This is a genomic window from Sphingobium sp. (assembly GCF_036170395.1).
Lineage (GTDB): Bacteria > Pseudomonadota > Alphaproteobacteria > Sphingomonadales > Sphingomonadaceae > Sphingobium.
Window position 1 is genome coordinate 64223 of sequence record NZ_JAVHPD010000015.1, and the last position, 26228, is coordinate 90450.

24 protein-coding genes are annotated in these 26228 nt (G+C 66.2%); 9 read left to right on the forward strand and 15 right to left on the reverse strand.

From position 1 onward, the window contains the following. Positions 1 to 94: 94 nt before the first annotated feature. From bioB to V2B31_RS05915, 5 genes are all read right to left on the reverse strand, one after another. Positions 95 to 1081 (reverse strand): biotin synthase BioB, encoded by a 987-nt coding sequence (gene bioB, locus V2B31_RS05895; RefSeq protein ID WP_328276366.1) that lies wholly within the window; start codon positions 1079 to 1081, stop codon positions 95 to 97. Between the two features lie 98 nt (positions 1082 to 1179). Beyond that, the gene (gene scpA / locus V2B31_RS05900; protein ID WP_328276370.1) at positions 1180 to 3405 is read right to left on the reverse strand and encodes a methylmalonyl-CoA mutase; all 2226 of its coding nucleotides are present in this window, start codon (positions 3403 to 3405) and stop codon (positions 1180 to 1182) included. A 162-nt stretch (positions 3406 to 3567) separates the two neighbouring features. Next, the gene (gene mce, locus V2B31_RS05905) at positions 3568 to 4008 is read right to left on the reverse strand and encodes a methylmalonyl-CoA epimerase (protein WP_328276373.1); all 441 of its coding nucleotides are present in this window, start codon (positions 4006 to 4008) and stop codon (positions 3568 to 3570) included. Further along, positions 4005 to 5189 carry an acetyl-CoA C-acyltransferase family protein gene (locus V2B31_RS05910; protein WP_422248262.1) on the reverse strand — a complete coding sequence of 395 codons (1185 nt, stop codon included), beginning with the start codon at positions 5187 to 5189 and terminating at the stop codon, positions 4005 to 4007. Before V2B31_RS05910 ends, mce begins: the two co-directional genes overlap by 4 nt. Before the next feature lie 24 nt (positions 5190 to 5213). Further along, entirely contained in the window at positions 5214 to 6746 is a 1533-nt protein-coding gene (locus V2B31_RS05915) for an acyl-CoA carboxylase subunit beta (RefSeq protein WP_328276378.1), read from the reverse strand. A 211-nt stretch (positions 6747 to 6957) separates the two neighbouring features. On the opposite strand from V2B31_RS05915, the gene V2B31_RS05920 reads away from it, so the two are divergent. Then, a complete protein-coding gene (locus V2B31_RS05920; protein ID WP_328276380.1) occupies positions 6958 to 8373 on the forward strand; it encodes a helix-turn-helix domain-containing protein in 1416 nt (471 codons plus the stop codon). Between the two features lie 40 nt (positions 8374 to 8413). On the opposite strand, the gene V2B31_RS05925 is transcribed toward V2B31_RS05920, so the two are convergent. Then, positions 8414 to 8689 carry a type II toxin-antitoxin system ParD family antitoxin gene (locus V2B31_RS05925; protein ID WP_328276382.1) on the reverse strand — a complete coding sequence of 92 codons (276 nt, stop codon included), beginning with the start codon at positions 8687 to 8689 and terminating at the stop codon, positions 8414 to 8416. A gap of 141 nt (positions 8690 to 8830) precedes the next feature. On the opposite strand from V2B31_RS05925, the gene V2B31_RS05930 reads away from it, so the two are divergent. Then, positions 8831 to 9538 (forward strand): 2OG-Fe dioxygenase family protein, encoded by a 708-nt coding sequence (locus V2B31_RS05930; RefSeq protein WP_328276385.1) that lies wholly within the window; start codon positions 8831 to 8833, stop codon positions 9536 to 9538. Between the two features lie 120 nt (positions 9539 to 9658). On the opposite strand, the gene gor is transcribed toward V2B31_RS05930, so the two are convergent. Beyond that, a complete protein-coding gene (gene gor / locus V2B31_RS05935; RefSeq protein WP_328276387.1) occupies positions 9659 to 11005 on the reverse strand; it encodes a glutathione-disulfide reductase in 1347 nt (448 codons plus the stop codon). A gap of 206 nt (positions 11006 to 11211) precedes the next feature. Further along, positions 11212 to 12714: a glucose-6-phosphate isomerase gene (gene pgi, locus V2B31_RS05940; protein ID WP_328276389.1), complete on the reverse strand. Its 1503-nt coding sequence runs from the start codon at positions 12712 to 12714 to the stop codon at positions 11212 to 11214. A 178-nt stretch (positions 12715 to 12892) separates the two neighbouring features. On the opposite strand from pgi, the gene lepB reads away from it, so the two are divergent. The 4 genes from lepB (at position 12893) to V2B31_RS05960 (ending at position 15897) form a co-directional block, all read left to right on the forward strand. Continuing rightward, the gene (lepB, locus tag V2B31_RS05945; RefSeq protein WP_328276391.1) at positions 12893 to 13717 is read left to right on the forward strand and encodes a signal peptidase I; all 825 of its coding nucleotides are present in this window, start codon (positions 12893 to 12895) and stop codon (positions 13715 to 13717) included. Then, on the forward strand, positions 13714 to 14385 hold the full coding sequence (rnc, locus tag V2B31_RS05950) for a ribonuclease III (RefSeq protein WP_328276393.1): 672 nt from the start codon (positions 13714 to 13716) through the stop codon (positions 14383 to 14385). Before lepB ends, rnc begins: the two co-directional genes overlap by 4 nt. Positions 14386 to 14539: 154 nt before the next feature. Next, positions 14540 to 15448 carry a GTPase Era gene (gene era, locus V2B31_RS05955; protein WP_328276395.1) on the forward strand — a complete coding sequence of 303 codons (909 nt, stop codon included), beginning with the start codon at positions 14540 to 14542 and terminating at the stop codon, positions 15446 to 15448. A gap of 65 nt (positions 15449 to 15513) precedes the next feature. Continuing rightward, a complete protein-coding gene (locus V2B31_RS05960) occupies positions 15514 to 15897 on the forward strand; it encodes a DUF1330 domain-containing protein (protein WP_328276397.1) in 384 nt (127 codons plus the stop codon). A 129-nt stretch (positions 15898 to 16026) separates the two neighbouring features. On the opposite strand, the gene topA is transcribed toward V2B31_RS05960, so the two are convergent. The 4 genes from topA to plsY all read right to left on the reverse strand — a co-directional run bounded on the left by topA (position 16027) and on the right by plsY (position 20880). Further along, positions 16027 to 18594 carry a type I DNA topoisomerase gene (topA, locus tag V2B31_RS05965; protein WP_328276399.1) on the reverse strand — a complete coding sequence of 856 codons (2568 nt, stop codon included), beginning with the start codon at positions 18592 to 18594 and terminating at the stop codon, positions 16027 to 16029. Positions 18595 to 18715: 121 nt separating this feature from the next. Further along, positions 18716 to 19003, reverse strand: coding sequence for a GIY-YIG nuclease family protein (locus V2B31_RS05970; RefSeq protein ID WP_328276401.1), 288 nt, complete (start codon positions 19001 to 19003; stop codon positions 18716 to 18718). Positions 19004 to 19201: 198 nt separating this feature from the next. Further along, positions 19202 to 20284 (reverse strand): DNA-processing protein DprA, encoded by a 1083-nt coding sequence (dprA, locus tag V2B31_RS05975; protein ID WP_328276403.1) that lies wholly within the window; start codon positions 20282 to 20284, stop codon positions 19202 to 19204. Next, positions 20281 to 20880, reverse strand: a complete 600-nt coding sequence (gene plsY, locus V2B31_RS05980) for a glycerol-3-phosphate 1-O-acyltransferase PlsY (protein WP_328276404.1) — start codon at positions 20878 to 20880, stop codon at positions 20281 to 20283. The genes dprA and plsY overlap by 4 nt, the downstream gene beginning before the upstream one ends. Before the next feature lie 217 nt (positions 20881 to 21097). Here plsY and V2B31_RS05985 point away from each other — a divergent pair, with 217 nt between their 5' ends. Continuing rightward, positions 21098 to 21535, forward strand: a complete 438-nt coding sequence (locus tag V2B31_RS05985) for a hypothetical protein (RefSeq protein WP_328276406.1) — start codon at positions 21098 to 21100, stop codon at positions 21533 to 21535. On the opposite strand, the gene V2B31_RS05990 is transcribed toward V2B31_RS05985, so the two are convergent. Beyond that, complete coding sequence (locus V2B31_RS05990; protein ID WP_328276408.1) at positions 21524 to 22099, reverse strand: sugar O-acetyltransferase; 576 nt, start codon at positions 22097 to 22099, stop codon at positions 21524 to 21526. The two genes, V2B31_RS05985 and V2B31_RS05990, sit on opposite strands and share 12 nt — an antisense overlap. A gap of 122 nt (positions 22100 to 22221) precedes the next feature. Between V2B31_RS05990 and murI the strand changes: the two genes are divergently transcribed. Both murI and hemA read left to right on the forward strand, forming a co-directional pair. Then, positions 22222 to 23025 (forward strand): glutamate racemase, encoded by an 804-nt coding sequence (murI, locus tag V2B31_RS05995; protein ID WP_328276411.1) that lies wholly within the window; start codon positions 22222 to 22224, stop codon positions 23023 to 23025. Positions 23026 to 23260: 235 nt separating this feature from the next. Next, entirely contained in the window at positions 23261 to 24487 is a 1227-nt protein-coding gene (hemA, locus tag V2B31_RS06000; protein WP_328276414.1) for a 5-aminolevulinate synthase, read from the forward strand. Between the two features lies 1 nt (position 24488). Here the strand turns inward: hemA and V2B31_RS06005 are convergent, their stop codons facing one another. Together V2B31_RS06005 and V2B31_RS06010 are read right to left on the reverse strand one after the other, a co-directional pair. After that, complete coding sequence (locus V2B31_RS06005) at positions 24489 to 25409, reverse strand: glucokinase (protein WP_328276416.1); 921 nt, start codon at positions 25407 to 25409, stop codon at positions 24489 to 24491. 140 nt (positions 25410 to 25549) lie between these two features. After that, positions 25550 to 26203, reverse strand: a complete 654-nt coding sequence (locus V2B31_RS06010) for a trimeric intracellular cation channel family protein (RefSeq protein ID WP_328276418.1) — start codon at positions 26201 to 26203, stop codon at positions 25550 to 25552. Positions 26204 to 26228 lie beyond the last annotated feature (25 nt).

Genomic DNA, 26228 nt, shown 5'->3' on the forward strand with positions numbered 1-26228 from the left:
GACTTGATCCGGCATCCCGCTTTCTTCGGGCGCAGCGCCGGAGAAGAAGCGGGACCCCGGATCAAGCCCGGGGTGACGTAGGTGGGTGCGTCAATCACTCCGCCGCCTCCAAATGCCCATGCGGCTGCGCGGCCATCGCGCTCAGCCCCAGCTTGCCCAGCAGCGCCGCATCCTTGTCATCCCCCGCATTCGCCGCCGTCAGCAGCTTGTCTCCAGTGAAGATGCTGTTCGCCCCCGCCATGAAGCAGAGCGCCTGGCACGCCTCGCTCATGCTCTCGCGCCCCGCCGACAAACGCACCATCGATCGCGGCATCACGATCCGCGCCACCGCCACGGTCCGCACGAACTCCACCTCATCGATCTTCGCGAGCGGCGTGTCCTTCAGCATATCCCCCAGCACCGTGCCCGCGACCGGCACCAGCGCGTTGATCGGCACGCTTTCCGGATGCGGCATGGTGGCGAGCGCATGCAGAAAGCCGATGCGATCCGATCGCTTCTCCCCCATGCCCACGATCCCGCCGCAGCACACGTTGATGCCGGCGTTCCGCACATTCTCCAGCGTCTCGATCCGGTCCGCGAAGGTCCGCGTCGTGATGACGTTCGCGTAATTTTCCGGCGACGTGTCGATATTGTGGTTAAAGTAATCCAGCCCCGCATCGGCGAGCGTCTTTGCCTGCCCCGCGTCCAGCATCCCCAAAGTCATGCAGGTTTCCATCCCCATCGCGCGCACGCCCTGCACCATCGCGACGAGCTTGGGCATGTCGCGCTGCTTAGGGTTGCGCCACGCCGCCCCCATGCAGAAACGGCCCGATCCATGGTCCTTCGCCTGCGCGGCCGCTTGCAGCACCGCCTGCACGTCCATCAGCTTGGTGGCTTTCAGGCCGCTCTCCGCCTCGGTCGATTGCGAGCAATAGCCGCAATCCTCCTGGCAGCCGCCGGTCTTGATCGACAGCAGCGTAGACAGCTGCACCTCATTGCGCGGGAAGTTGGCGCGGTGGACGGTCTGCGCCTCGAACATCAGGTCGTTGAACGGCAGATCGAACAGCGCGGCGATTTCCGCGCGGGTCCAATCCGTCCGCACACCGTTCCCCGGCGAAAGCCGGGGTCCAGGGTTCTGGACGCTGTGCATAGGGCTCTGGACCCCGGCCTGCGCCGGGGAACAAGGGGTGGTGAGGTCGGTCAAGCAGCTTCCTCCAGCCCGGCAGGGGGCATATTGTGGCCGAGGAGGCGCAGCACGTCGGCGGCGCATTCCACGACATTGGAGCCCGGTCCATAAATGCCCTGGACGCCCGCGTCACGGAGGAAGTCGTAATCCTGCGGCGGGATCACCCCGCCCGCGATCACCTTGATGTCGCTGCGGCCATTTTCGCGCAGCCGGTTGATGAGTTCGGGGATCAGCGTCTTGTGCCCCGCCGCCAGCGATGACGCGCCGACCACATCCACCCCGCTGTCGAGCGCCAGCACCACCGTTTCCTCCGGCGTCTGGAACAGCGGCCCCGACACCACATCGAACCCCATGTCGCCAAAGGCCGAGGCGATGACGTTGGCGCCCCGATCGTGCCCGTCCTGCCCCATCTTGGCGACGAGGAGTTTGGGCTTGCGACCGAGGCGCCGTTCGACGGCCTGCACGCCGTCGAGTACCTGTTTCCAGCGACTGTCATCCTTGTAGGGCGCGGCATAGACGCCCTTCACCGGCGTCGGCTGTGTGCCATAGCGCTGGAAGCTGTCCTCCATCGCGGCGGAAATCTCGCCCAGCGTCGCCCGCGCACGCGCGCATTCCACAGCCAACGCCAGAAGGTTATTCTCCATCCCCAATCCTCCCCCTGAGGGGGAGGTGGCAGGGCGAAGCCCTGACGGAGGGGTGTCCCCCTCGCGGAGGGGAGCATTTTCATAGCGGCATCCGCGCTTCAGCGCCTCCAGCGCCGCCTGGCACTTGGCCTCGTCGCGCTCCGCCTTCACCCGATTGATGCGCGCGATCTGCGCCTCGCGCACCTTGCTATTGTCGACCTCCAGCGTCTCCAACAGGTCTTCGCTGGCGAGGCGATATTTGTTCACCCCGACAATGACATCCTCGCCCCGATCGACCCGCGCCTGCCGCGCCGCCGCCGCCGTCTCGATCATCGCCTTGGGCCAGCCGGCGGCGACGGCCTTCGCCATGCCGCCTTCGCTCTCCACCCGGTCGATAATCTCCTGCGCGGCGTCGACCAGCTGCTGGGTCAGCGCCTCGACATAATAGCTGCCGCCCAGCGGATCGACGACCTTGGTCATCCCCGTCTCTTCCTGGATCACGATCTGCGTGTTGCGCGCGATCCGCGCGGAAAAGTCGGTCGGCAGCGCGATCGCCTCGTCGAGCGCGTTGGTGTGCAGCGACTGGGTGCCGCCCAGCATCGCCGCCATCGCCTCGATGGTGGTGCGCATAACGTTGTTATAGGGGTCCTGCTCGGTCAGCGAGACGCCGCTGGTCTGGCAGTGGGTGCGCAGCATCTTGGAGCGCTCGTCCTTGGCGCCGAGCTTCGTCATGACGCGATGCCACAGCACGCGCGCCGCGCGCAGCTTGGCGATCTCCATGAAGAAATTCATGCCGATCGCGAAGAAGAAGCTCAAACGCCCCGCGAACTTGTCGATATCAAGCCCGCTCGCCACGCCGTAGCGCACATATTCCGCGCCGTCGGCGATGGTGAAGGCCAGCTCCTGCACCTGCGTCGCGCCGGCTTCCTGCATATGATAGCCGGAGATGGAGATGCTGTTGAACTTGGGCATCTCGCGCGACGTATAGCCGAAAATGTCGCTGATGATCCGCATCGATGGTTCGGGCGGGTAGATGTAGGTGTTGCGGACCATGAACTCCTTGAGGATGTCGTTCTGGATGGTCCCGTCGAGCAGCCTGCGCTCGACCCCCTGCTCCTCGCCCGCGACGATGAAGAAGGCGAGGATCGGGATCACCGCGCCGTTCATCGTCATGGAAACCGACATCTGGTCGAGCGGAATGCCGTCGAACAGGATTTTCATATCCTCGATCGTGTCGATCGCGACCCCCGCCTTGCCGACATCGCCGACGACGCGCGGATGGTCGCTGTCATAACCGCGATGGGTGGCGAGGTCGAAGGCGACCGAAAGCCCCTTCTGCCCGGCCGCCAGGTTGCGACGGTAGAAAGCGTTGGATTCCTCGGCCGTCGAAAAGCCCGCATATTGCCGGATGGTCCAGGGCCGCCCCGCGTACATGGACGCGCGCACGCCCCGCGTGAACGGCGCGAAGCCGGGAAGGCCGGGATCGACCGTCACGTCCTCGGCCGTATAGAGCGGCTTGACAGTGATCCCCTCCGGGGTCTCCCAGTTCAGATCCTTGCCCTTCACCTCCTTCGCGGCGGCGGCGGCCCATGCGTCCAGCGTCGGCTTCTCGGTCATTCTTCCATCCTCATTCCTCTCCCGCAAGCGGGAGAGGATACGCAGGCTTGCCAACTTGTTGGCTAGCCGGAGTTGGAGTGGGCCTTCGCTCGCCCACCCCGCTGCGACTAGGCGGCAGAGCCGCCAAGTCTCGCTGCCCCTCCCGCTTGCGGGAGGGGTGGATCAGTGTGCTCCGCCCTTGGGCGTCTCCATGATCTCGGTCAGCACCCCGTTCATATCCTTGGGATGCACGAAAAAGATCGGCGTGCCATGCGCCCCGATGCGCGGCTCGCCGAGCACCTTCTTCCCCAGCCCCTCGAACCAGGCTTTCGCCTCATGGATGTCCGCCACCTCATAGCAGATATGATGCTGCCCCCCGGCCGGGTTCTTGGCCAGAAACCCATGGATCGGCGAAGCCTCCCCCAGCGGCTCGATCAGTTCGATCTGCGTGCCCGCCGTCCCATTCTCGCCCGGCGTATCGACAAAGCACACCTTCACGCCCTGCGCCGGCAGGTCGAACGGTTGGTGCGCCAAAGTCGCACCCATGACGTCGCGGTAATAAGCGAGGCTCGCCTCCAGCGACGGCGTCGCCACCCCGATATGGTTGAGCCGCCCCAGCTTCACGCCACCGCCTCGATCACCATGGCGATGCCCTGCCCGCCGCCGATGCACATCGTAATCAGCGCATAGCGCCCGCCGGTCCGCTTCAACTCATAGGCCGCCTTGATCGTCAGGATCGCGCCGGTCGCACCGATCGGGTGGCCGAGTGAAATGCCCGAGCCATTGGGATTGGTCTTGGCCGGATCGAAGCCCAGTTCCTTCGCCACCCCGCACGCCTGCGCGGCGAACGCCTCGTTGCTCTCGATCACGTCCATCTGGTCGAGGCTGAGGCCAGCCCGCGCCAGCGCCACCGGCACCGCCTTCACCGGCCCCAGCCCCATGACCGAAGGCTCGACGCCCGCATGGCCCCAGCCGATGATCTTCGCCAGCGGCTTGAGGCCCCTCTCCGCCACCGCCTTGCCGCTCGCCAGCACCACCGCGCCGCCGCCATCGTTGATGCCCGACGCATTGCCGGCCGTTACCGTGCCGTCCTTCTTGAACACGGGCTTCAGCCCCGCCATCCCCTCGGCCGACGCATCGGCGCGGACATGCTCGTCGGTGTCGAAGACAGTGACGCCCTTGCGCGTCTTCACTTCGACTGGGACGATCTGCTCCTTGAAGTATCCCGCCGCGATCGCCGCCGCCGCGCGCCTGTGGCTCTCGACCGCGACTGCATCCTGCTCTTCCCGGCTGATGCCGCAGCGCTCGGCGACATTCTCCGCCGTCACGCCCATATGATAATTTTCGAACGGGTCGTGCAGTGCGCCGAGCATGGCGTCCACCATCTCGATATTGCCCATCTTCTGCCCGTTGCGCGCGGAAAGCACCATATGCGGCGCGTTGGACATGGACTCAGCGCCGCCGGCCACCGCAATGTCATGCTCGCCAAGCGCAATTCCCTGTGCCGCCGACACGATCGCCTGAAGCCCCGATCCGCACAGCCGATTGACGTTCATCGCCGGCGCGTCGATCGGAATCCCCGCATTCACCCCCGCGACGCGACTGATATAGGCGTCCTTGGGCTGGGTCGGCACCACGGTCCCGATGACGACATTCTGCACGTCGCCGGCTTCGATGCCGGCCCGCGCGATCGCCTCCTTGATGACGATCGTGCCCAGCTCCGCCGGCCGCAGCGATGCCAGCGATCCGCCAAAGCTCCCGATCGCGGTCCGCGCCCCGCTGACGATGTAGATCTCGTTGCTCATGTTGCTCATCCCGCTCCTGTCCGCTCACAGCGGAATATTGTCATGCTTCTTCCACGGGTTCTCAAGGCTCTTGTTCCGCAGCTTCCGCAGCCCCAGCGCGATCCGCCGCCGCGTCGAATGCGGCTGGATCACCTCGTCGATGAAGCCCTTGCCCGCCGCCACGAAGGGATTGGCGAAGCGGTCCTCATATTCCTTCGTCCGCTCGGCGATCTCTTCGGGCGTCTTGCCGCGGAAAATGATCTCCACCGCGCCCTTCGCCCCCATCACCGCGATCTCGGCGGTCGGCCAGGCATAGTTCAGATCGCCGCGCAGATGCTTGGAACTCATCACGTCATACGCGCCGCCATAGGCCTTGCGCGTGATGATCGTGATCTTGGGCACGGTCGCCTCGGCATAGGCGAACAGCAGCTTCGCGCCATGCTTAATGATGCCGCTATGCTCCTGCGCCGTCCCCGGCAGGAAGCCCGGCACGTCCACGAACGTCACGATCGGTATCTCGAACGCATCGCAGAAGCGCACGAACCGCCCCGCCTTCTTGGACGAATTAATGTCGAGCACGCCGGCCAGCACCATCGGCTGGTTGGCGATGATGCCCACCGTCTTGCCCTCGATCCGCCCGAAACCGCACAATATATTGCCCGCATGGGCCGGCTGCACCTCGAAGAAATCGCCCTCGTCCACCACCTTGCGGATCAGTTCGTGCATGTCATAGGGCTGGTTGGCGTTGGCCGGGATCAGCGTGTCCAGGCTCTCCTCGATGCGGTCCCAGGCGTCGGCGGTGGGCCGCTCGGGCACCGGCTCGCGGTTCGACGCCGGCAGGAAGTCCACGAAATCCCGCACCGCCAGCAGCGCCTCGATATCATTCTCGAACGCTACGTCCGCCACGCCCGACTTCGTCGTATGCGTCACCGCCCCGCCCAGTTCCTCCTGGGTGACGACCTCGTTCGTGACCGTCTTGACCACGTCCGGCCCGGTCACGAACATGAAGCTGCTGTCCTTCACCATGAAGATGAAGTCGGTCATCGCCGGCGAATAGACCGCTCCGCCCGCGCACGGCCCCATGATGACGCTGATCTGCGGCACCACGCCCGACGCCAGCACGTTGCGCTGGAAAATCTCGGCATAGCCGCCCAGCGACGCCACGCCCTCCTGGATGCGCGCGCCGCCGCTGTCATTGAGGCCGATGACGGGCGCGCCGACCTTCATCGCCATGTCCATGATCTTGCAGATCTTCATCGCGTGCCGTTCCGACACCGCGCCGCCATAGACGGTGAAGTCCTGGCTGAACACGAACACCAAACGGCCGTTGATCGTGCCCGATCCGGTGACGACCCCGTCGCCGGGAATATGCTCGGCGTCCATGCCGAAATCGACGCAATTATGCTCGACATACATGTCGAGTTCCTCGAAGCTCCCCTCGTCCAGCAGCACGTCCAGCCGCTCGCGCGCGGTCAGCTTGCCCTTGGCGTGCTGCGCGTCGATGCGCCGCTGCCCGCCGCCCATCCGCGCGGCCTCGCGCTTGGCTTCGAGCTGCTCGATGATCGCCAGTTTCGACATGGTCGCGTGCGTCTCCCCAAATTCTTGATGCTGCTCCTTTCAGTCCCCGACATTTTTCGCAAATGCAAATTTGCCAATTTGCAAATCCCAACTTCGCAAACTAGGAACGTCGCCCAGCGGCGTTCCGTGTCCCGGCGAAGGCCGGGATCCAGTTCAGAGCGTGGGACTGGACCCGACCTTCGCCGGGAAACAAGATGGAGAGGATTTCGCAATGCCCCGCGGCAACCGCATCTTCGCCGGCCCCCGCCTGCGCCAACTCCGCCTCGACCATCGCATGGACCAGGCGACGATGGCGCTCGCGCTCGGCATCTCAGTGTCCTACCTCTCGCAGCTCGAAAATGACGATCGCCCCCTGACCGCCAAGGTCAAGGCCGCTGTCGCCAGCGCCTTCCCCACCGACTGGGCCAGCTTCGACAGCCGCGAGGAGGAACAGCTTCTCGGCGCTTTCACCTACGCCCTTGCCCACCCGGAACTGCCCGGCGCGCCGATGGAGCCCGAGCGGATCGAGAAATTGCACCTGCAATTCCCCGAATTCGCCGCCCGCTATGTCGACCTCTACAACGCCCATATGCGCGCCAACGAACGGATCAACATGATCGAGGAGGCGATCGCCAACGACCATGAAGTCCAGGCCCGCCTCCCCTGGGAAGCCGCGCGCGACTGGTTCCATGAGGCCGGCAATTATGTCCACGCGCTCGACTGCCTGGCCGAGGAAATGGCGGAGAGCTTCACGGCGGGGCAGGTGCTGGACGAAGGGATGCTGGTCGAAGCGCTCGCCCGCCGCCACGGCATCGAAACGCTGATCGCCGAAACCCCGGACAGTGCGCTCCGCGCCTATCGCGCCGCCGACAAGCGGCTGTTCATCAACGCCGCGCTCCCCACCGAAAGCCGCAAGTTCATGCTCGGCCATCAGCTCATGATGCTGGAAGGGCAGGCGGTGATCGCCGATGTCGTGACCAAGGCCGCCCTGCCCGTCCCCGGCGCGGACCGGCTGCTCGCGATCGGCCTCGGCAACTATGCCGCCGGCGCGCTGCTCATGCCCTACGCCGCCTTCCGCGAAGCCGCCCGCGCGATGCGCCACGATATCGACCGGCTCGCCCGCACCTTCGGCGTCAGTTTCGAACAGGCCTGCCACCGCCTTTCGACGCTGCAACGCCCCGGCCTGCGCGGCATCCCCTTCTTCTTCTGCCGCGTCGACATGGCCGGCAACATCACCAAGCGCCACAGCGCCACCCGCCTGCAATTCGCCCGCTTCGGCGGCGCCTGCCCCTTGTGGAACGTCCACGAAGCCGTCGCCGTGCCCGACCGCATCAACGTCCAGCTCGGCGAAACCCCCGATGGCGTCCGCTACGTCTCGATGGCGAAGGGCCTCGTCAAACCCTCCGGCAGCTACAAGCGCACCCCGCGCCGCTTCGCCGTAGTGCTGGGCTGCGAAATCGCCCATGCGGCCAACTTCGTCTATGCCGACGGTCTGCAACTGGAGGTCGAGGGCGCCGCCACCCCCATAGGCATAACCTGCCGCCTCTGCCCCCGCCAAAGCTGCGACCAGCGCGCCTTCCCGCCGGCGGATCGCCCGATCCATGTGGACCCGGACAACAGGCAGATCGTGCCTTACTGGATCGGGTGATCGTCGCGCAGCAATGTCTCGTAACCAAATGGCGCACCGTTTATCGGCGCTCGCCTTGATCTCCTCGCGCCGCCAGTTCGGCGCGCACCTGATCCAGCGGCACCCCGCGCGACGGATCGGCCCGATACGCGTCATAGGATGGCAAGGCCTGATTGGTCAGCCAGCTTTCCACAGCCCGCTCCCGCGCCTGTAGCGCGCGCAGCCCTTCGCGAATGACTTCGCTCTCGCTGGCGTAGGCCCCCGATGCGACCCTTGCGCGCACATCGGCGGCCATTTCCTCTGGCAAGGTGACATTCAACTGTTGGGTCGATCGCATGGGGCAATACTCCTGCATGGCAACTTAGTCCGGCCGAGCGACAGCGACAACCATCATCACCGCTGAAAATCCTGCTGCCCGCGATCCACCGGGCGCCCAGCGGCCCTGTCCCCCGCTGTCTGCGCCCGCTAAGAAGCACGAATGAACGCCCCCGACCTCCTGCCCTCAAGCGCCGCCCTCGCCGCATCCGGCTACGCCCGCATCCCCGGCGTCGCGATGCTGGACCACCTAGCCCTGTCGCGCCCCGACTGGTCCGCCTTCGCCGCGAGCTGGAATGATCTCGGTCCCGATCTCTACATGGCCGATGGCGGGCGTTATCGCCGCCGCCGCCATGCCGCGCTGGCGCTGGAGCATGGCCGCTTCGCCCGCAAGCCGCACCAGCCCCATTATCAGAGCCGCGACTATAATCCCTTGAACGGCGACGTGCAGCGCTGGTTCGATCCGGTGACGGACGCGACCATGGCCTCGCCCGCGATGCAGGCGATCCTGCGCTTCGCCGCCGACAGCTTCGATCCCGCGCAGCAGGGCCGCTGGCATGTCGAGCTGCACCAGTTCCGTATCGAGGCGAAGCCGGGCGAAGAGGGCCGCCCCACGCCTGAAGGGATGCACCGCGACGGCGTCGACCATGTGCTCGTCATGCTCATCGAGCGCCGCAACGTGCGCCAAGGCGTCACCCGCATCGGCGCGCCCGATGGCGCCCCGCTCGGCGAATTCACGCTGACCGATCCCGCCGACACGATGCTGATCGACGACCGCCGCATCCTCCACGGCGTCACCGAAATCCACCCGCTCGATCCCTCGAAGCCAGCATGGCGCGATGCGTTGGTCGTGACGCTCACGGCAACCTAATTCCTCCCCCATAGGGGGAGGGGGACCACGAAGTGGTGGAGGGGTGTCATCCTATCGATAGCATGACGCCCCTCCGTCTGGCCTACGGCCAGCCACCTCCCCCGCAGGGGGAGGATCATATCATTTCAACAGCACCAATTCCTCCGCCATGCTCGGATGCAGCGCGACGGTATCGTCGAAATCCTGCTTGGTCAGCCCCGCCTTCACCGCGACGGCGGCGGCCTGCAATATCTCGGGCGCGTCCGGCCCGATCATGTGCAGCCCGACCACTCGGTTCGTCGTCGCGTCCACCACCATCTTGTAGAGCGCCCGCTCGTCGCGCCCGGCCAGCACATTCTTCATCGGCCGGAAATCCGACGTGTAGATTTTCACCGTCCCCAGCTTGTTGCGCGCCTCCGCCTCGGTCATGCCAACGCCCGCGAGCGGCGGATGGCTGAACACGGCCGACGGCACGCAGCCATAATCGACCGTGCGCGGATTGCCGCCAAACACCGTATCGGCAAAGGCATGGCCCTCGCGGATCGCGACCGGGGTCAGTTGCAGCCGGTCGGTCACGTCGCCCACCGCATAGATGCTCTCGCAGCTCGTGCGGCTATACGCATCGACCTTGATCGCGCCCTTGTCGTTCAGTTCGACCCCAGCCTTCTCCAGCCCCAGCCCGTCCGTATGCGGCCGCCGCCCGGTGGCGAACATCACGACATCGGCGGTCACCGGATCGCCGCTATGGAACCGGACGCAGAGCGTCCCGTCCTCATTCTTCTCGATCCGCTCCATCTTCGCATTGAAGCGGAAATTGATCCCCTTGGTCATCGAAATCTGGAGCAGCCGGTCGCGGATCTGCGCGTCATAGCCGCGCAGCAGGTCGCTGCCCCGGTTCACCATCGTCACATGGCTGCCGAGCTGGTGAAAGATGCCGGCAAACTCGTTGGCGATATAGCCGCCGCCCACGATCACGATCCGGCCCGGACATTCGGGCAGGTGGAACACCTCGTTGGAGGTGATGCCATGCTCGGCGCCCTCAATCTCCGGCAGGATCGGCCAGGCGCCGGTCGCGACCAGGATGACCTTGGCGCTGATCTCGCGCCCGCTCGCCAGCTTCACGCCATGCGGCCCGGTGATCGTCGCGCGCTCGCGGATCACCTCGACCTTGTGATTGTCGAGCGTATTGCCGTACAGCCCCTCCAGCCGATCGACCTCCGCCAGCACATTGTCGCGCAGCGTCGCCCACTCAAAGCCGCATTCGGGCACGTCCCAGCCGAAGCGGCGCGCATCCTTCAGATCCTCGGCGAAATGCGCGCCATAGATGAGCAGCTTCTTGGGCACGCAGCCCCGGATGACGCAAGTGCCGCCGACGCGATACTCCTCCGCCACCGCGACCTTCGCGCCATGCGCCGCTGCCACGCGCGACGCCCGCACGCCCCCAGACCCTGCCCCGATGACGAACAGGTCATACTCAAATTCGCTCATGAAGCGCCTCCGCTGATCTGCGGCGCATATGGCGGGTGCGAAGGTAAGTTACAAATGAAAACCCTTCCATCCTCCCCTGTCATCCTCCCCTTGCAGGGGAGGTGGCGCGCGCGAAGCGCGTGACGGAGGGGTGTCCCCCTCTCGATATCAGGACACCCCTCCACCGGCTTCGCCGGCCCCCTCCCTCTAAGGGGGAGGAACTCGGGTCACTCCCCCAAAGCCACCTCGATCAGCGCCATCGTGGACGGATCGAACCCCGTCGCTCCATTCGCCTCGATCGACTTGGCGATCTCCTTGCCCAGTTCCACCCCGAACTGGTCGAACGGGTTGATCCCCATCAGCACCGCATTGGCGAAGGTGCGATGCTCGTAGAAGGCGATCAGCGCGCCCAGAGCCTCGGGCGTCACATCCTCCATCAGGATCGTCGTGGACGGCCGCCCGCCCGGATAGGCGCGCGCCGGATCGTCGGCATTCTCCTTGCCGCGCATCAGCGCCGCCCCCTGCGCGAAGCAGTTGACCAGCAGCGCGCGATGATGCGCGGGATCGAGCGTATGGCCCGGCTCGATCGAGGCGATGAACTCGACCGGCGTCAGGATCGTCCCCTGGTGCAGCAGCTGGAACACCGCATGTTGCGCGTCGGTGCCCACCCCGCCCCAGGTGATCGGCGCGGTCGGCCCATCGACCGGCTGGCCGTCGCGGGTCACGCTCTTGCCGTTGCTCTCCATCTCCAGCTGCTGGAGGTAGGAGGGCAGCAGCTTCAGCCGCTCGTCATAGGCGAACAAAGCGCGGGTCTGGCACCCCAGCACCCGCGCATAATATTGGTCCACGAACGCCGCGATCAGCGGCGCATTCTCGGCCGGCGCGGACAGGCGGAAATGCCGGTCCATCGCCGCCGCGCCCTCCAGCAGGCTCTCGAACGCATCCCACCCCAGCGCCAGCGCGGCGGGAAAGCCGATCGAGGACCAGAGCGAATAGCGCCCGCCCACCGACTCCGAAAAGGGCAGGATGCGTGTCTCGTCCACCCCCCACTCGATCGCCTTGTCGGGCGATGCGGTCAGCGCGATCACCCGGCCATAGGGGTCGTCCACCCCGGCCTCGACCATCCAGTTGATCGCGCTCGCGGCATTGAGCATCGTCTCGGTGGTGGTGAAGGTCTTGGAGGCGACCGCGATCAGCGTATATTCGGGGTCGAAACTGTCCATCGCCCGTTCGAGCGCGGTGCCGTCCACATTGGACACGATCGCAACGTCGTATCGGATGCCGTCGCCGTCCAGCGCGTCGATGATAAGGTCGGGGCCGAGCGCCGACCCGCCGATGCCGATATGCAGGATATGGCGGATCTCGCCCAGCGCGCCGGCCTCGATCGCGTCGATCAGCGCGCGCATCCGCGCGTGCAGCGCCTTGGCGCGCGCCACGCTCTCGGCCTTGCCCTCGCCCCGCTCGGCGGGATGCTCGGCGGCGCGGCCTTCGGTGTTGTTCACCGCTTCGCCCGCGAACAGCGCGTCGCGCTGCGCCTTGAACCCCTGCGCATCGGCGAGCGCCATGAAGGCGTCGAACAATTCGGGCGTCAGATGGGTCTTGGACCAGTCGAACCGCAGCGGCCCGTGGGTCAGCACCAGGCGGGACAGGCGATCGGGATCGGTATCGAATATCGTCTTGAGGTCGGGCTGGGGCAGCGCGGCGATGGCCGCCAAGGCAGGGCTGGTCATATGAAATGTCCTTCCGAAGGCGTTGGTCGAGATCGACGCTGCACCTGTCGATTCGTGCCTTACCTAGACAGGTCGGCCCGCTTATGCACCCTCCGCCATGCTTGACGCGGGGATAACGACACCGCAAAAGCCACGACGGGCCTTTTCCGGGCCGACAAGAAGGACGTAACGCACCCGCATGACCGCCAAATCCGAAACACGGGATTTCCTCTGGTTTCTCGTCAAGCTGGGGCTGTTCGTCTTCATCCTGCGCAGCTTCATCGTCTCGCCTTTCAACATTCCATCGGAATCGATGCAGCCGCGCCTGCTGATCGGCGACTATCTTCTCGTCGCCAAATGGCCCTATGGCTATTCGCGCTATTCGCTGCCGTTCAGCGTGCCGCTGATCCCCGGTCGCATCTTCGCCTCCACGCCTCAGCGCGGCGACGTGGTGGTGTTCAAGGCGCCGCCGAACCAGAAGAACGACTATATCAAGCGCGTCATCGGCCTGCCCGGCGACATGATCGCGGTGCGTGGCGGCACCGTTTACTTGAACGGTCAGGCGATCCCCAAGCAGAAAGTCGCCGACCTCGTCATCCCGGCGAGCGCCAATATGGTCGATGCGGCGGAGAAGGAAGGCGCGCCCTCCCCCTGCTACCGCCCCGAGTTCGAGGAAGCCGCGCCCGGCGGCGGCCGCCAGTGCCGCTACCCTCAATATCGCGAGACTCTGCCCGGCGGCAAAAGCTACAACGTCCTCGACCTCGTGCCCGACGGCCCGGCCGACGATCGCGATACCGTGCTGGTGCCCGAAGGCCATCTCTTCATGATGGGCGACAATCGCGACCGCAGCGCAGACAGCCGCTTCCCGGCGGTGGAAGGCGGCGGCATCGGCCTCGTCCCGGAAAAGAACCTCGTCGGCAAGGCGCTGATCTCGGTCTTCTCGACCGACGGCAGCGCGAACTGGCTGCTGCCCTGGACCTGGTTCACCGCCGCCCGCTGGAGCCGCATCGGGGAAGGCTTTTGAGTAAGGCGGACACCGACGCCTGGCTCGAAGACCTGATCGGGCGCGCGCCCAAGAACCGCGCCGCCTTCGTCCAAGCGCTCACCCATGGCAGCGCCAGCCCCGACAATTATGAGCGGATCGAATTTCTCGGCGACCGGGTGCTCGGCCTGCTGATCGGCGAATGGGTCTTTGAGCGCTACGCCGCCGAGCCCGAAGGCAAGCTGTCCCGCCGCTACAACGCCCTCGTCTCGGGCGAAACCTGCGCCGAAATAGCGCGCGACGCGGGCGTCCCCGATCATCTGATCCTCGGCAAGCAGGCCCGCGACGACGGCGCGGCAGACAGCGACAATGTGCTGGGCGACGTCATGGAGGCGCTGATCGGCGCGCTCTATCTGGAGGGCGGCCTCGCCGAAGCCCGCACCCTCGTCCGTCGCCTCTGGGGCGACCGCGTCGACACCCAGACCAGCGCGCCCCGCCACCCCAAGTCCGCGCTCCAGGAATGGGCCGCCGCCAACAAGCGCAAGCCCCCCGAATATGCGCTGACCGACCGCTCCGGCCCCCAGCACGCGCTACGCTTCACCGTGACGGTCGCGATCAAAGGCGCCGGCGAAGCCAGCGCCACCGGCGCATCGAAGCAGGAAGCGGAAACGGCGGCAGCCAAGGCGCTGCTCGACAAATTGGCGGGATAAGCCCCGCTTCCTCTCACTAGAGAAAAGACCTAAAGCATCATCGTCATCCCGGGCTTGACCTGGGATCCCGCTCTTCTTCTGCAACGCCAGAGCAGAAGCGGGATCCCGGCTTTCGCCGGGATGACGGGATTGTCGCAAGGCGAACGGAGTAGAATTGGAAACCGAAATCAAGAACCAACGCTGCGGCGTCGTCGCCATCGTCGGCGCGCCCAATGCGGGGAAGTCGACGCTGGTCAATGCGCTGGTCGGCCAGAAGGTCGCGATCACCAGCCCCAAGGCGCAGACCACCCGCACCCGCGTCATGGGCGTCGGAATCGAGGGCGACGCACAGATCGTGCTGGTCGACACCCCCGGCATCTTCGCGCCCAAGCGCCGGCTGGACCGCGCGATGGTGCAGGCCGCCTGGGGCGGCGCGCAGGGCGCGGACCTCATCGCCCTCATCGTCGACGGCAAGGCGGGCCTCGGCCCCAAGATGGAACCGATCATCGAAGCGCTCGTCCACCGCCCCGAACGCAAGTGGCTGATCCTCAACAAGGTCGATATCGCCATCAAGGAAAAGCTGCTGGTCCACACCCAGAAGCTGTACGAGCGCATCGGCTTTGAAGAGACCTTCTTCATCTCGGCCCAGACCGGCGATGGCCTCGCGCAGCTCAAGACCGCCTTCGCCAATGCGATGCCGGAGGGGCCGTGGCACTTCCCCGAGGATCAGGTCTCCGACGCCACCGACCGGATGCTGGCGGCCGAAATCACGCGCGAGCAGCTCTATCACCAGCTCCACGCCGAACTCCCCTACGCCGCCGCGGTCGATACCGAGCAATATCAGGAGCGCGAGGACGGATCGGTCGAAATCCACCAGCAAATCCTCGTCGCCCGCCCCACCCAGCGCGCCATCGTGCTCGGCAAGGGCGGCCAGCGCCTCAAGGAAATCGGCTCGAAAGCCCGCGCCGAACTGGCCCAGCTCCTGGGCATCAAAGTCCATCTTTACCTCCATGTCAAAGTGAAGGAAGATTGGGAGAATGACCGCTTCATCTACCGCGACATCGGGCTGGACTGGGTGGAGTGAAACGAGGGCATATTTTGTAGTTGTGGATGCTTAGGCAGCCTTGAACGAGAAGGGAAAAGTCGGACATGCCACCGGTCAAGCCACTCTGGATCACGGTCGCGTTGGCATTCGCCGGCGCAGTCCACGCGCAGACCCCGACACCCACGCCCAAAGCCTATGTGATCGCCGAAATCACCGTCACCGACCCGGAAGCCTATAAGGCCTATGTCGCCAAGGCGAGCGTCGCCGCAGCCAAATATGGCGGCGTCTATCTCGCGCGCGGCGGCCAGACCGTGCCGGCGGAGGGCAGCCCGCCCGCCGCCCGCGTCGTCATCATGGAATTTCCGAGCCTCGCCGCCGCCCGCACCTTCCAATTCTCGCCCGAAGAACAGGAAGCCCTGACCCTGCGCCGCCGCGCCGCCACCGGCCGCCAGTTCATCGTCGAAGGCGTAGCCCCGCCCGCGCCCTGATGTAGAAGCACATTTGGTTCTCGACAGGCTCGAACCGAACGGTGGTGGGTGATCTTGAAATCACACGCGCCCTACCCCCCTCCGTTCGCTTCGAGCTTGTCGAGAAGCGGTAGCGCAAGCCGCGCCGGATTATTCCGCTGCCGCCACCTTCTTCTTCGCAGGCGCCTTCTTCGCCGCCGGCTTCTTCTCGCCGCTCTTCTTCGCCGCCGCTTTCTTGGCCGGCGCCTTCTTCCCCTTCTTCGCCGGCGCCGCCGCCGCGCGCGCGTCGATCAGTTGGGCGGCTTCCTCCAGCGTCAGTGCCTCCTGCGCGATCGTCTTGGGCAGCGTCGCATTGGTCGTCCCGTCGGTGACATAAGGCCCATAGCGCCCCGCCATCAGCTTGATCTCGGCCTCGGTCCGGGGATGCTTCCCCAGCACCTTCAGCGCCTCGCGCGAGGACGCCCCGCGCCCGCCCTTGTTCGCCGCATCGGCCAGCTTCGCGACCGCGCTGTTCATCCCCACCTCGAAAATCTCGGCGGTGGAGGACAGCCGCCCATATTTGCCGTCATGCAGCAGATACGGCCCGAACCGCCCGATATTCGCCACGATCGGCTTTCCCGTCTCCGGGTGCAGCCCCACCTCGCGCGGCAGGCTCAGCAGCTTCACCGCCCAGTCCAGCGTCAGCTCCCCATCGGGCAGATCCTTGGGGATCGACCCGCGCTTGGCCTCCTTACCCTCGCCCATCTCGATATAGGGGCCGAACCGCCCGGACTTGCGCGTGATATCCTGCCCGGTCTCGGGATGCTGCCCCAGTATCTCCGGCCCGCTATCCTCGCCCTCGCTGCCGCCCGGCTGGCCGAACTTGCGCGTATATTTGCACTCCGGGTAATTGGAGCAGGCGATGAACGCCCCGAACCGACCGCCGCGCAGAGAAAGCTGCCCGTCGCCGCACAAGGGACAGGCGCGCGGGTTGGACCCATCGGCCTTGGGCGGAAACAGCATCGGCTCCAGAAACGTGTCGAGCGCCGCCGTGATGTCCGACGGCTTCTGCTCCATCACCTCGGCGGTCTTGGGCTTGAAGTCGCGCCAGAAGGCTTCGAGCACCGCCTGCCACTGGGCCCGCCCGCCGCTGATGTCGTCCAGTTCCTCCTCCAGCCCCGCCGTGAAGTCGTAGGACACGTAGCGCTCGAAGAAACGCTCCAGGAACGCCGTCACCAGCCGCCCGCTCTCCTCGGCGAAGAAGCGGTTCTTCTCGATCCGCACATAGTCGCGGTCCTTCAGCACCTGCAACGTGGACGCATAGGTGGACGGCCGCCCGATCCCCAGTTCCTCCAGCCGCTTGACCAGCGACGCTTCGGAATAGCGCGGCGGCGGCTGGGTGAAATGCTGCTCGGCGCTGACCTTCTTCTTGGCCGGCGCATCGCCCGCCGCCATGCGCGGCAGCAGCTTGGAATCATCGTCGTCGCTATCGTCGCGGCCCTCTTCGTAGAGCGCGAGAAAGCCCGGAAAGATCACCACCTGCCCCGTCGCGCGCAGCCCATGCTGTCCGGTCTGATCCACCAGATCGACCGTCGTCCGCTCCAGCCGCGCGCTCGCCATCTGGCTCGCCAGCGCGCGCTTGAAGATGAGGTCGTAGAGGCGGGCATGATCGCCGCTCCCAACCTTGTCGCGCCCGAACTCGGTCGGGCGGATGGCTTCGTGCGCTTCCTGTGCGTTCTTGGCCTTGGTCTGATATTGGCGCGGCTTTTCGGGCAGATATCCGCCGTCATAGCGCTCCGCGATCGCCTTGCGCGCGGCCGAAATGGCGCTGCCGTCCATCTGCACGCCGTCGGTCCGCATATAGGTGATCGCGCCGTCCTCATAGAGCTGCTGCGCGATCCGCATCGTGTGGCTCGCCGAGAAACCGAGCTTGCGTGCGGCCTCCTGCTGCAACGTCGACGTGGTGAACGGCGCGGGCGGATTGCGGGTGAGCGGCTTGGTCTCCACCTTGTCGACGGTGAAGCGCCCCGCCTCCACGTCGGCCTTCGCCGCCATCGCGTCGCCCTCGCGCCCGATGGTCAGCCGCTCGATCTTCTCGCCCTTCCAGCGCACCAGCCGCGCGGTGAAGCCTTGGCCCCCCTGCTCCATCTCGGCCGCGACCGACCAATATTCCTGCGCCACGAAGGATTCGATCTCGCGCTCGCGCTCGACCACCAGCCGCAGCGCGACCGACTGCACCCGCCCCGCCGACTTCGCGCCCGGCAGCTTGCGCCACAGCACCGGCGACAGGGTGAAGCCCACCAGATAATCGAGCGCCCGCCGCGCGCGATAGGCGTCGATCAGATCCTCGTCCAGTGCGCGGGGCTTCGCCATCGCGTCCAGCACCGCCGCCTTGGTGATCGCGTTGAACGTCACCCGGTCGACCGTCTGCGGCAAAGCCTTCTTCGCCCGCAGCACCTCCTGCACATGCCAGCTGATCGCCTCCCCCTCGCGATCGGGGTCGGTCGCGAGGATCAGGCGCGTCGCCTTCTTCGCCTCGTCGGCGATGGCTTTCAGCTGCTTGCCCTTATCGCCATAATTTTCCCACGACATCGCAAAGCCGTTGTCGGGATCGACCGACCCGTCCTTCGCCGGCAGGTCGCGAATATGGCCGTAGCTCGCAAGGACGTGAAAATCCCCGCCCAGATATTTCTCGATGGTCTTCGCCTTGGCCGGCGATTCGACGATGACAAGCTGCATGGATGCCCCGGTTTGATAATCTCTCACGTACACGCGCGAGTGTGGAAGGTGGTGGACGCAGGCGTCAAGCGTCCCTCTGCTTAACCAACGTCATGCCAGCGAAGGCTGGCATCTCAGGCGTCTAGGCGCCAAGGTCGAACAGATCGCGCCATTCCGGGTTCGCCTCCTCAATCAAACGTATCTTCCATTCTCGCTTCCACGCCTTCAATGCCTTCTCCCGGGCGATAGCCTCCCGAATATCCTCATGGCGTTCAGCCAAGACAAGCCGATGAAGATTATGCTGCCGGCAGAACGCCGATCCCACGCCGCGCCTGTGCTGATCCACCCGAGCATGAAGCGCATTGGTCACGCCGATATACAGCACGCCGCGCGGCTTGTTGGTCATGATGTAGGTCCAGCCTCCCCGCATAACGCGATGTTACCCGCCGCCGCCTGAGATGCCAGCCTTCGCTGGCATGACGGAGGCATTTTGCTGCGTCCACCAGAACAGAAACATCCCGCCCACCCCCGTCATGCCAGCGCAGGCTGGCATCTCTCTTCTTCTTTGAACGGCGCGATAAATCAACAAAAGCGGGATGCCAGCCCTCGCTGGCATGACGGCAGGACATCACACCAAGCTCACCCTCCCCCCCGCATGCCGCTCCAGCCTTCCGCCCAGCTCCAGCTCCAGCAGCACCGTCTGCACCACCGCCGGCGACAGGCCCGACAGGCGGATCAGCTCGTCCACCGGCACGGCCGCATGGCCCAGCAGCGCCACCACCGCCGCCCGCTCGCCCGCCGCCACGTCGCTCGACACCGGCTCGCCGACAAAGTCGAAGCGCCCCTGCCGCACCATCCGCGCGTCGAAGCCGCCAATCGCCTCCATCACGTCCGCCGCATTCTGCACCAAAGTCGCGCCTTGCCGGATCAACTCGTTGCAGCCCTGCGCGCGCGGGTCGAGCGGCGATCCGGGCACCGCCATCACCTCGCGCCCCGCCTCCCCGGCCAGCCGCGCGGTGATGAGCGAGCCGGATTTGGGCGCGGCCTCCACTACGACCGTCCCCAAAGCCAGCCCCGCGATGATCCGGTTGCGCGCCGGGAAATGCCGGGCCAGCGGCTGCACGCCCGGCGGATGCTCGGTCACCAGCAGCCCGCGCTCCGCGACCTCCGCCTGCAAATCCCTATTCTCCGGCGGAAACACCACATCGATCCCGCAGGCGATCACCCCGATCGTGCCGGTCTCGATCGACCCGCGATGCGCCTCCGTATCGATGCCGCGCGCCAGCCCCGACACCACCACCGCGCCCCGCTGCCCCAGATCCTGCGCCAGGGTCCGCGCGAAGCGGCACGCCGCCGCCGAAGCGTTCCTCGCCCCCACCATCGCCACGCAGGGCTGCGCCGCCAGGGCGCCATCCCCCTTCACGATCAAGGCCGGCGGCGCACCCTCCATCGCGTCGAGCAGCACGGGATAGTCCGCGTCGCCCATGAGCAGGTAGCGCGCCCCCAACGCCCGCGACGCCATGATCTCCCGCTCCACCGCATCCGCCGCCGCCACGCTCGCTCGCCCGCCGCCGCGCTCGGCCAGCAGAGGAATAGCCCGCAACGCCTCCCCCGCCGACCCGAAGCGCGCCAGCAACTGCCGGTAACTGACCGGCCCAATGCGCGGCGAGCGGATGAGCCGCAGCCGGTCGAACCGCTCAGCCTCGCTCACGCCTTGCTGGACCCGATCTTGGGCTCCGTGCCCTTCATCAACCGCCCGATATTCTCCCTATGCCGCCACAGCAGGATCAGCGCCATGGCGAGGCTGACGGGCACAAGGTCGATCCGCCCGAACGCCCACATCGCAACCGGCGCGCTCACCGCCGCCGACATGCCGCCCACCGAAGACCATTTGGTGCCGAACAACATCCCCAGCCACACCACAGCGAACACGATCCCCGCCGGCCAGTAAAGCGCGCTCACCACCCCCATCATCGTCGCCACGCCCTTGCCCCCGGCAAAGCGCAGCCAGACCGGATAGCAATGGCCGATGAACGCCATCACGCCCGCCATCGGCCCGCCCCCGTCGATCAGCGCCGCGCCGACCAGCACGGCGACGGCGCCCTTCAGCAGGTCCAGCAGCAATGTCGCCGCCGCCAGCCCCTTGCGCCCGGTCCGCAGCACATTGGTCGCGCCGATATTGCCCGACCCGATCTGCCGCAGGTCGCCCGCGCCCGCCAGCCGCGTCAGGATGATGCCGAAGGGAATGGAGCCGAGCGCATAGCCCAACAGCAGCACGAAAGCAGGGAGAAGCCAGGGAGGTGTCATGCGATCCGCCGGTAAGAGACGCCCGCGACCATAGCGTGACAGCGCCCCGGAGCAATGGCCGACCGTCCCGATCCCATTTCAGAGCAATACCATCATCTTATCCAGAATCGCACCGATGCGAAACCGCGAATCAGCTGTCCCACTCGCTGTTCGCTTAAGCCCGCGCTTGCATTCGCCCGTCCCTGTCCTACGCTGCGGCCCGATCCCGGAGGCCGCAATGACCGACACCCCCTTGGACGCGCTTTTCAACGGCTGGACCAGCATGGCGCTTGCCCCGCAAAGGCTCTGGCAATCCTTCAACAATGGCTGGTCGTTCGGCAATCTGACGATCAACAGCCAGAACAGCAGCGCGCCCGAAACCGAGCAGGCCATCGTCGCTGCCGAAAGCTATGGCCGCCAGATCGGCAAGCTGCTGGACGCGGTCGATGTGCTGGTTCAGCGTCAGCCCGACTGGGAAAGGACCGAAGCCTTCGCCGAAGTGGACAAGCTCAAGACCCGGATCGACCGGGTGAAGCGCGATATGGCGGTCCGCCGCATCGATCAGCTGCGCGGCGACCTGGCGACGTTGCGCGACTCCTCCGATCCCGCCGACCGCGCCCGATATGCCGAGATGCGCGCCGCCCTTCGCGATCTTGTCGCTCAGCTACCCGACTGAGGCCGCGCGCCGCGCCTGAAGGTCCACGATCCGCGCCGGATTGCCGACCATCGTCGCCCCCGCGGCCACGTCGCGGGTCACTACGCTCCCCGCCCCGATCATCGCATCGTCACCGATCGTCACCCCCGGCAGGATGATCGCTCCGCCGCCAATCCACACATTGCGCCCGATCATGATCGGCCGCCCCCATTCGATCCCGGTGGCGCGCTCGGCCGGATCGCGGGGATGGTCGGCGGTCAATATCTGCACGCCCGGCCCGATCTGGGTCGCGTCGCCGATCGTCACCGCGACCACGTCCAATATCACGCAGTTGAAGTTCAGAAAGACCCCGTCGCCCAGAAGGATGTTGAAGCCATAGTCGCAGTGGAAGGGCGGCCGGATCGTCGATCCTTTCCCCACCGCGCCCAGCCGCTCGCGCAGCAGCGCCTCGCGTTCGGGCGGCAGGCTGGCGTTGAACCGGCGCATCCATTCCGCCGCCGCCAGCTGATCCGCGACGATCTCCGGGTCGCTCGCATGATAGGGTTCGCCCGCGATCATCCGCTGCTTCATGCTGGGTTCGGTCATGCGCCTTCTCCTTTGTCGGGCCGGCTTTATCCGCCAAACCGGAGCGGGCATAGGGGCGGCTGAGGCAAAGCCCGCCCCGCTCACCCGTTGACAGGCGTGGATGCTGCCGCGACACAGCGGCGATGATGGTCGCTCCCAACGCTCCCCTGCTTTTCTTCGATTCCGGCGTCGGCGGCCTCTCGATCCTCGGCCCGGCCCGCGCTGCCCTCCCCACCGCGCCGATCGTCTATGCCGCCGACAGCGCCGGCTTCCCCTATGGAACCAAGAGCGAGGCGGAGATCGCCGCCCGCGTCCCCGCTCTCCTCGGCCGCTTGGTCGAGCGCTACCGCCCCCGCCTCGCCGTCATCGCCTGCAACACGGCGTCCACCATCGCGCTCCAGCATGTCCGCGCTGCGCTCGACATTCCGGTGGTCGGCACGGTGCCGGCGATCAAGCCCGCCGCCCTGCTCTCCAAAAGCCGCGTTTTCGGCGTCCTCGGCACCGACGCCACCGTGCGCCAGCCCTATGTCGATCGCTTGGCGGCCGAACATGGCGCGGACTGCACCGTGCTGCGCCACGGCTCAGCCGCTTTGGTGCAGCTCGCCGAAGCCAAGCTACGCGGGGCGCCGCTCGACCCGCTCGTCGCCCGCACCGCGCTCGCCGGCCTCCTCGACCAGCCCGGCGGCGACCGCATGGACATGGTCGTCCTCGCCTGCACCCATTTCCCGCTGGTGGAGGCCGAACTCGCCGCCGCCGCGCCGCATCCCATCGGCTTCGTCCATGGCGGCGAGGGCATCGCCCGCCGCATCCAGCACCTGACGCAAGGCCAGCCCTGGCCTGCCGCCCCCGCGCCCGGCGTAGCGGTGTTCACCCGCCTTGATGAAGGTGTGAATGCGCTCCGCCCGGCGCTATCAGGCTATGGCCTCGACCATATCGAACCCTTGTAGAACAATGTGCTCCGGCGAAGGCCGGAGCCCAGGGTCGACGGAAGTGACCTTGCACCCTAGGCTCCTGCTTTCGCAGGAGCACGACCTCGGCTCAAACCACCCTAGACAAAAGGTCCAATCACCCTGATCGCCTTTTCCCCTTAAGGTGCGATCCATTATCGCTGGAAAAACCACGCCGAAGCCGTTAAACGCGCCCTTTGAAGAGGGTGCGACCGGCGGGATCAGGGCAGGCTACGTGAACTACAAGCATATATTCTCGCAGGCGATCGACCGGCTCCACAGCGAAGGCCGCTACCGCGTCTTCATCGACATTCTCCGCAACAAGGGCGCTTTCCCGAACGCCCGCTGCTTCCACGGCCATAACGGTCCCAAGCCGATCACCGTCTGGTGCTCCAACGACTATCTCGCTATGGGCCAGCATCCCAAGGTCGTCGCCGCCATGGAGGAAGCGCTCCATGATGTCGGCGCAGGCTCGGGCGGCACGCGCAATATCGGCGGCAACACCCATTATCATGTCGATCTGGAGGCCGAACTTGCCGACCTGCACGGCAAGGAAGGCGCTCTGCTTTTCACCTCAGGCTATGTTTCGAACGAAGCGACCCTCTCCACCCTCGCCAGGCTGCTGCCCGGCTGCATTGTCTTTTCGGACGAGCTGAACCATGCCAGCATGATCGCGGGCATCCGCAATTCGGGCTGCGAAAAGCGCGTCTTCCGCCACAATGACGTCGATCACCTGCGAGAACTGCTGGCGGCCGAAGACGCCGAAGCGCCCAAGCTGATCGCCTTCGAGAGCGTCTATTCGATGGACGGCGACGTCGCCCCCATCGCCGCCATCTGCGACCTCGCCGACGAATATAACGCGCTCACCTATCTCGACGAAGTCCACGCTGTCGGCATGTATGGCCCGCGCGGCGGCGGCATTTCGGAGCGGGACGAGGTCGCCGACCGCGTCACCATCATCGAAGGCACGCTGGGGAAGGCGTTCGGCGTCATGGGCGGCTATATCGCCGCCGACCAGATGATCGTGGACGTGATCCGCAGCTACGCGCCGGGCTTCATCTTCACTACCTCGCTGTCGCCCGTCCTCGTCGCCGGCGTGCTGGCGAGCGTCCGCCACCTCAAGGGCTCGAACGCGGAGCGCGAAGGCCAGCAGGCGTCCGCCGCGCTGCTCAAGCAACTGATGCGCGACGCCGGCCTGCCGGTGATGCCGTCGGTCACCCACATCGTCCCGCTGATGGTCGGCGATCCGGTCAAGGCCAAGCGGATCAGCGACATATTGCTTGCCGAATATGGCGCCTATGTGCAGCCGATCAACTATCCCACCGTCCCGCGCGGCACCGAAAGGCTGCGCTTCACCCCCGGCCCGGCGCACAGCGAAGCAATGATGCGCGACCTCGTCTCGGCGCTGGTCGAAATCTGGGATCGGCTCGAACTGGAACTGGAAGAGCGCCAGGCGGCCTAAGCTAGCTGGTCCGCGTCCGGCTGTAGAGGATCGACAGCCCGTTCAACGATCCGTGCCGCATCTGGATGAGCTGCGTCGGCGTCTGCTGCAACAGCCCGCGCAGCTTGCCCTTGCCCTCGAACGCCGCGCGGAAGGCCGGCGCATTGTGGGGCACCCCGATCCGGTCGAACACCGTCCCGAACAGATACAGCCCGTCCCAGGCCGCGAAGGTTAGTGCGATGGTCGCGCTGTAGCGGCCGAGCAACGTCACGAACAGCCGGTCCAGCTCCGCCCCCGCGACCGCATGATGCAGCGGCACCCCGTCCATCAGGTCGAACAGGATGCGCTCATAGGATGCGTCGCCATGCTGGGCGATGCAGGCCTTGGCGATCTGCCAATCCTCCTCATTCTCGACCGCGAAGGGCGTATGCCCCGCCTCGCTCTCGACGATCTTCAGGAACCCGTCGCGCCGGTCGACGCAGGCCGCGCCCAGACCGCCACGCCAGGCCGATACGACGGCGTGCCGCCCCTTTTGCCCACGGAACAGGTCGCCCGCCGCGCCGAAGGGCCTCGCCGCCGGCCGCTCCGCCGTCGCCCAGGCGATCGCCGCCACATCGTTCACGATAACCGGTTCGCCGGCCGTCACCGCCTGCAATCCCGACAGGGATATGAACCAGCGCCCGTTGGTCGTCCGCACCGTCGCGCCATTCACCGCGCCCGCGATCGACATGAACAGCCGGCACTCGCGCAGCGGCAGGGCATGGCGCGCGGCAAAGCGCATCAGCGCATCGGTGAAAGTCGGGCAATCCGCCGCGCCGATCCGCTCTACGCCGACCACGTCGCCCGGCGCCGAAGACGGCAGGGCGAAATCCACCCCGTCCGACCCGACATAGGCCAATATTGCCCGGTCCCCCAGACCAATAGGCGCTGCCGCTGGCTGCACGCCGTCCCCTCCCCTGTTAGCGGTATCTTTACCCTGTCAAGCAGACCTAGCGAGAGAACGGCAGAACGCAATGAAGTTTATGGATTTTCGATTTTAAATCGATGATTTGGTTTCGAATGGCGCAGTTTGATTGCGCAATCTTATCCTATGTTGTCTTTGTCGGTGCTGTACCCCGGCAGCGCCAGCCCCCGCCAGATCGCCACCGCGCGCAGCAAAAAGCCGAGGAGCGCCGCCACCACCCCTGCCACCGGCACGTCGAGCCCGGCCCAGCGCAGCCCGACGAACAAGCCCGACGCAAAGGCCGCCGCCGTCACATAAAGTTCGGGCCGCAGCAGGATCGACGGCTCGCCCGCCAGCAGGTCGCGCATGATGCCGCCGACACAGCCCGTCACTACGCCCATCATCGCCGCGACGAAGGGCGGCACGCCAAAGCTCATCGCCTTGGCCGCGCCGAACACGGCGAAGGCCGCCAGCCCGATCGCGTCCAGCCAGTCGAGCGCCCGCTCGCTCCACCAGCGGCGGGGCGTGAACCAAACCACCAGCGCCGCGGCCATGCAGGCGATCGCCGGCACCGGGTCCACCACCCAGAAGACCGGCGCGCCGATCAGCAGGTCGCGCACCGTGCCGCCACCCACCCCCGTCACCAGCGCGAAGAAAGCGAAGGTCACCAGCGTCTGCCGCAACCGCGCCGCCGCCAGCGCCCCCGACGCCGCGAACACAAACGTCCCGCCGATGCTCAACGTCTCGAGCACCGGACCAATCGAGGTGGCAAGCGAAGGCGAGTGGGGGAGCATGATCTACCTTACCCGTTCGCTTCGA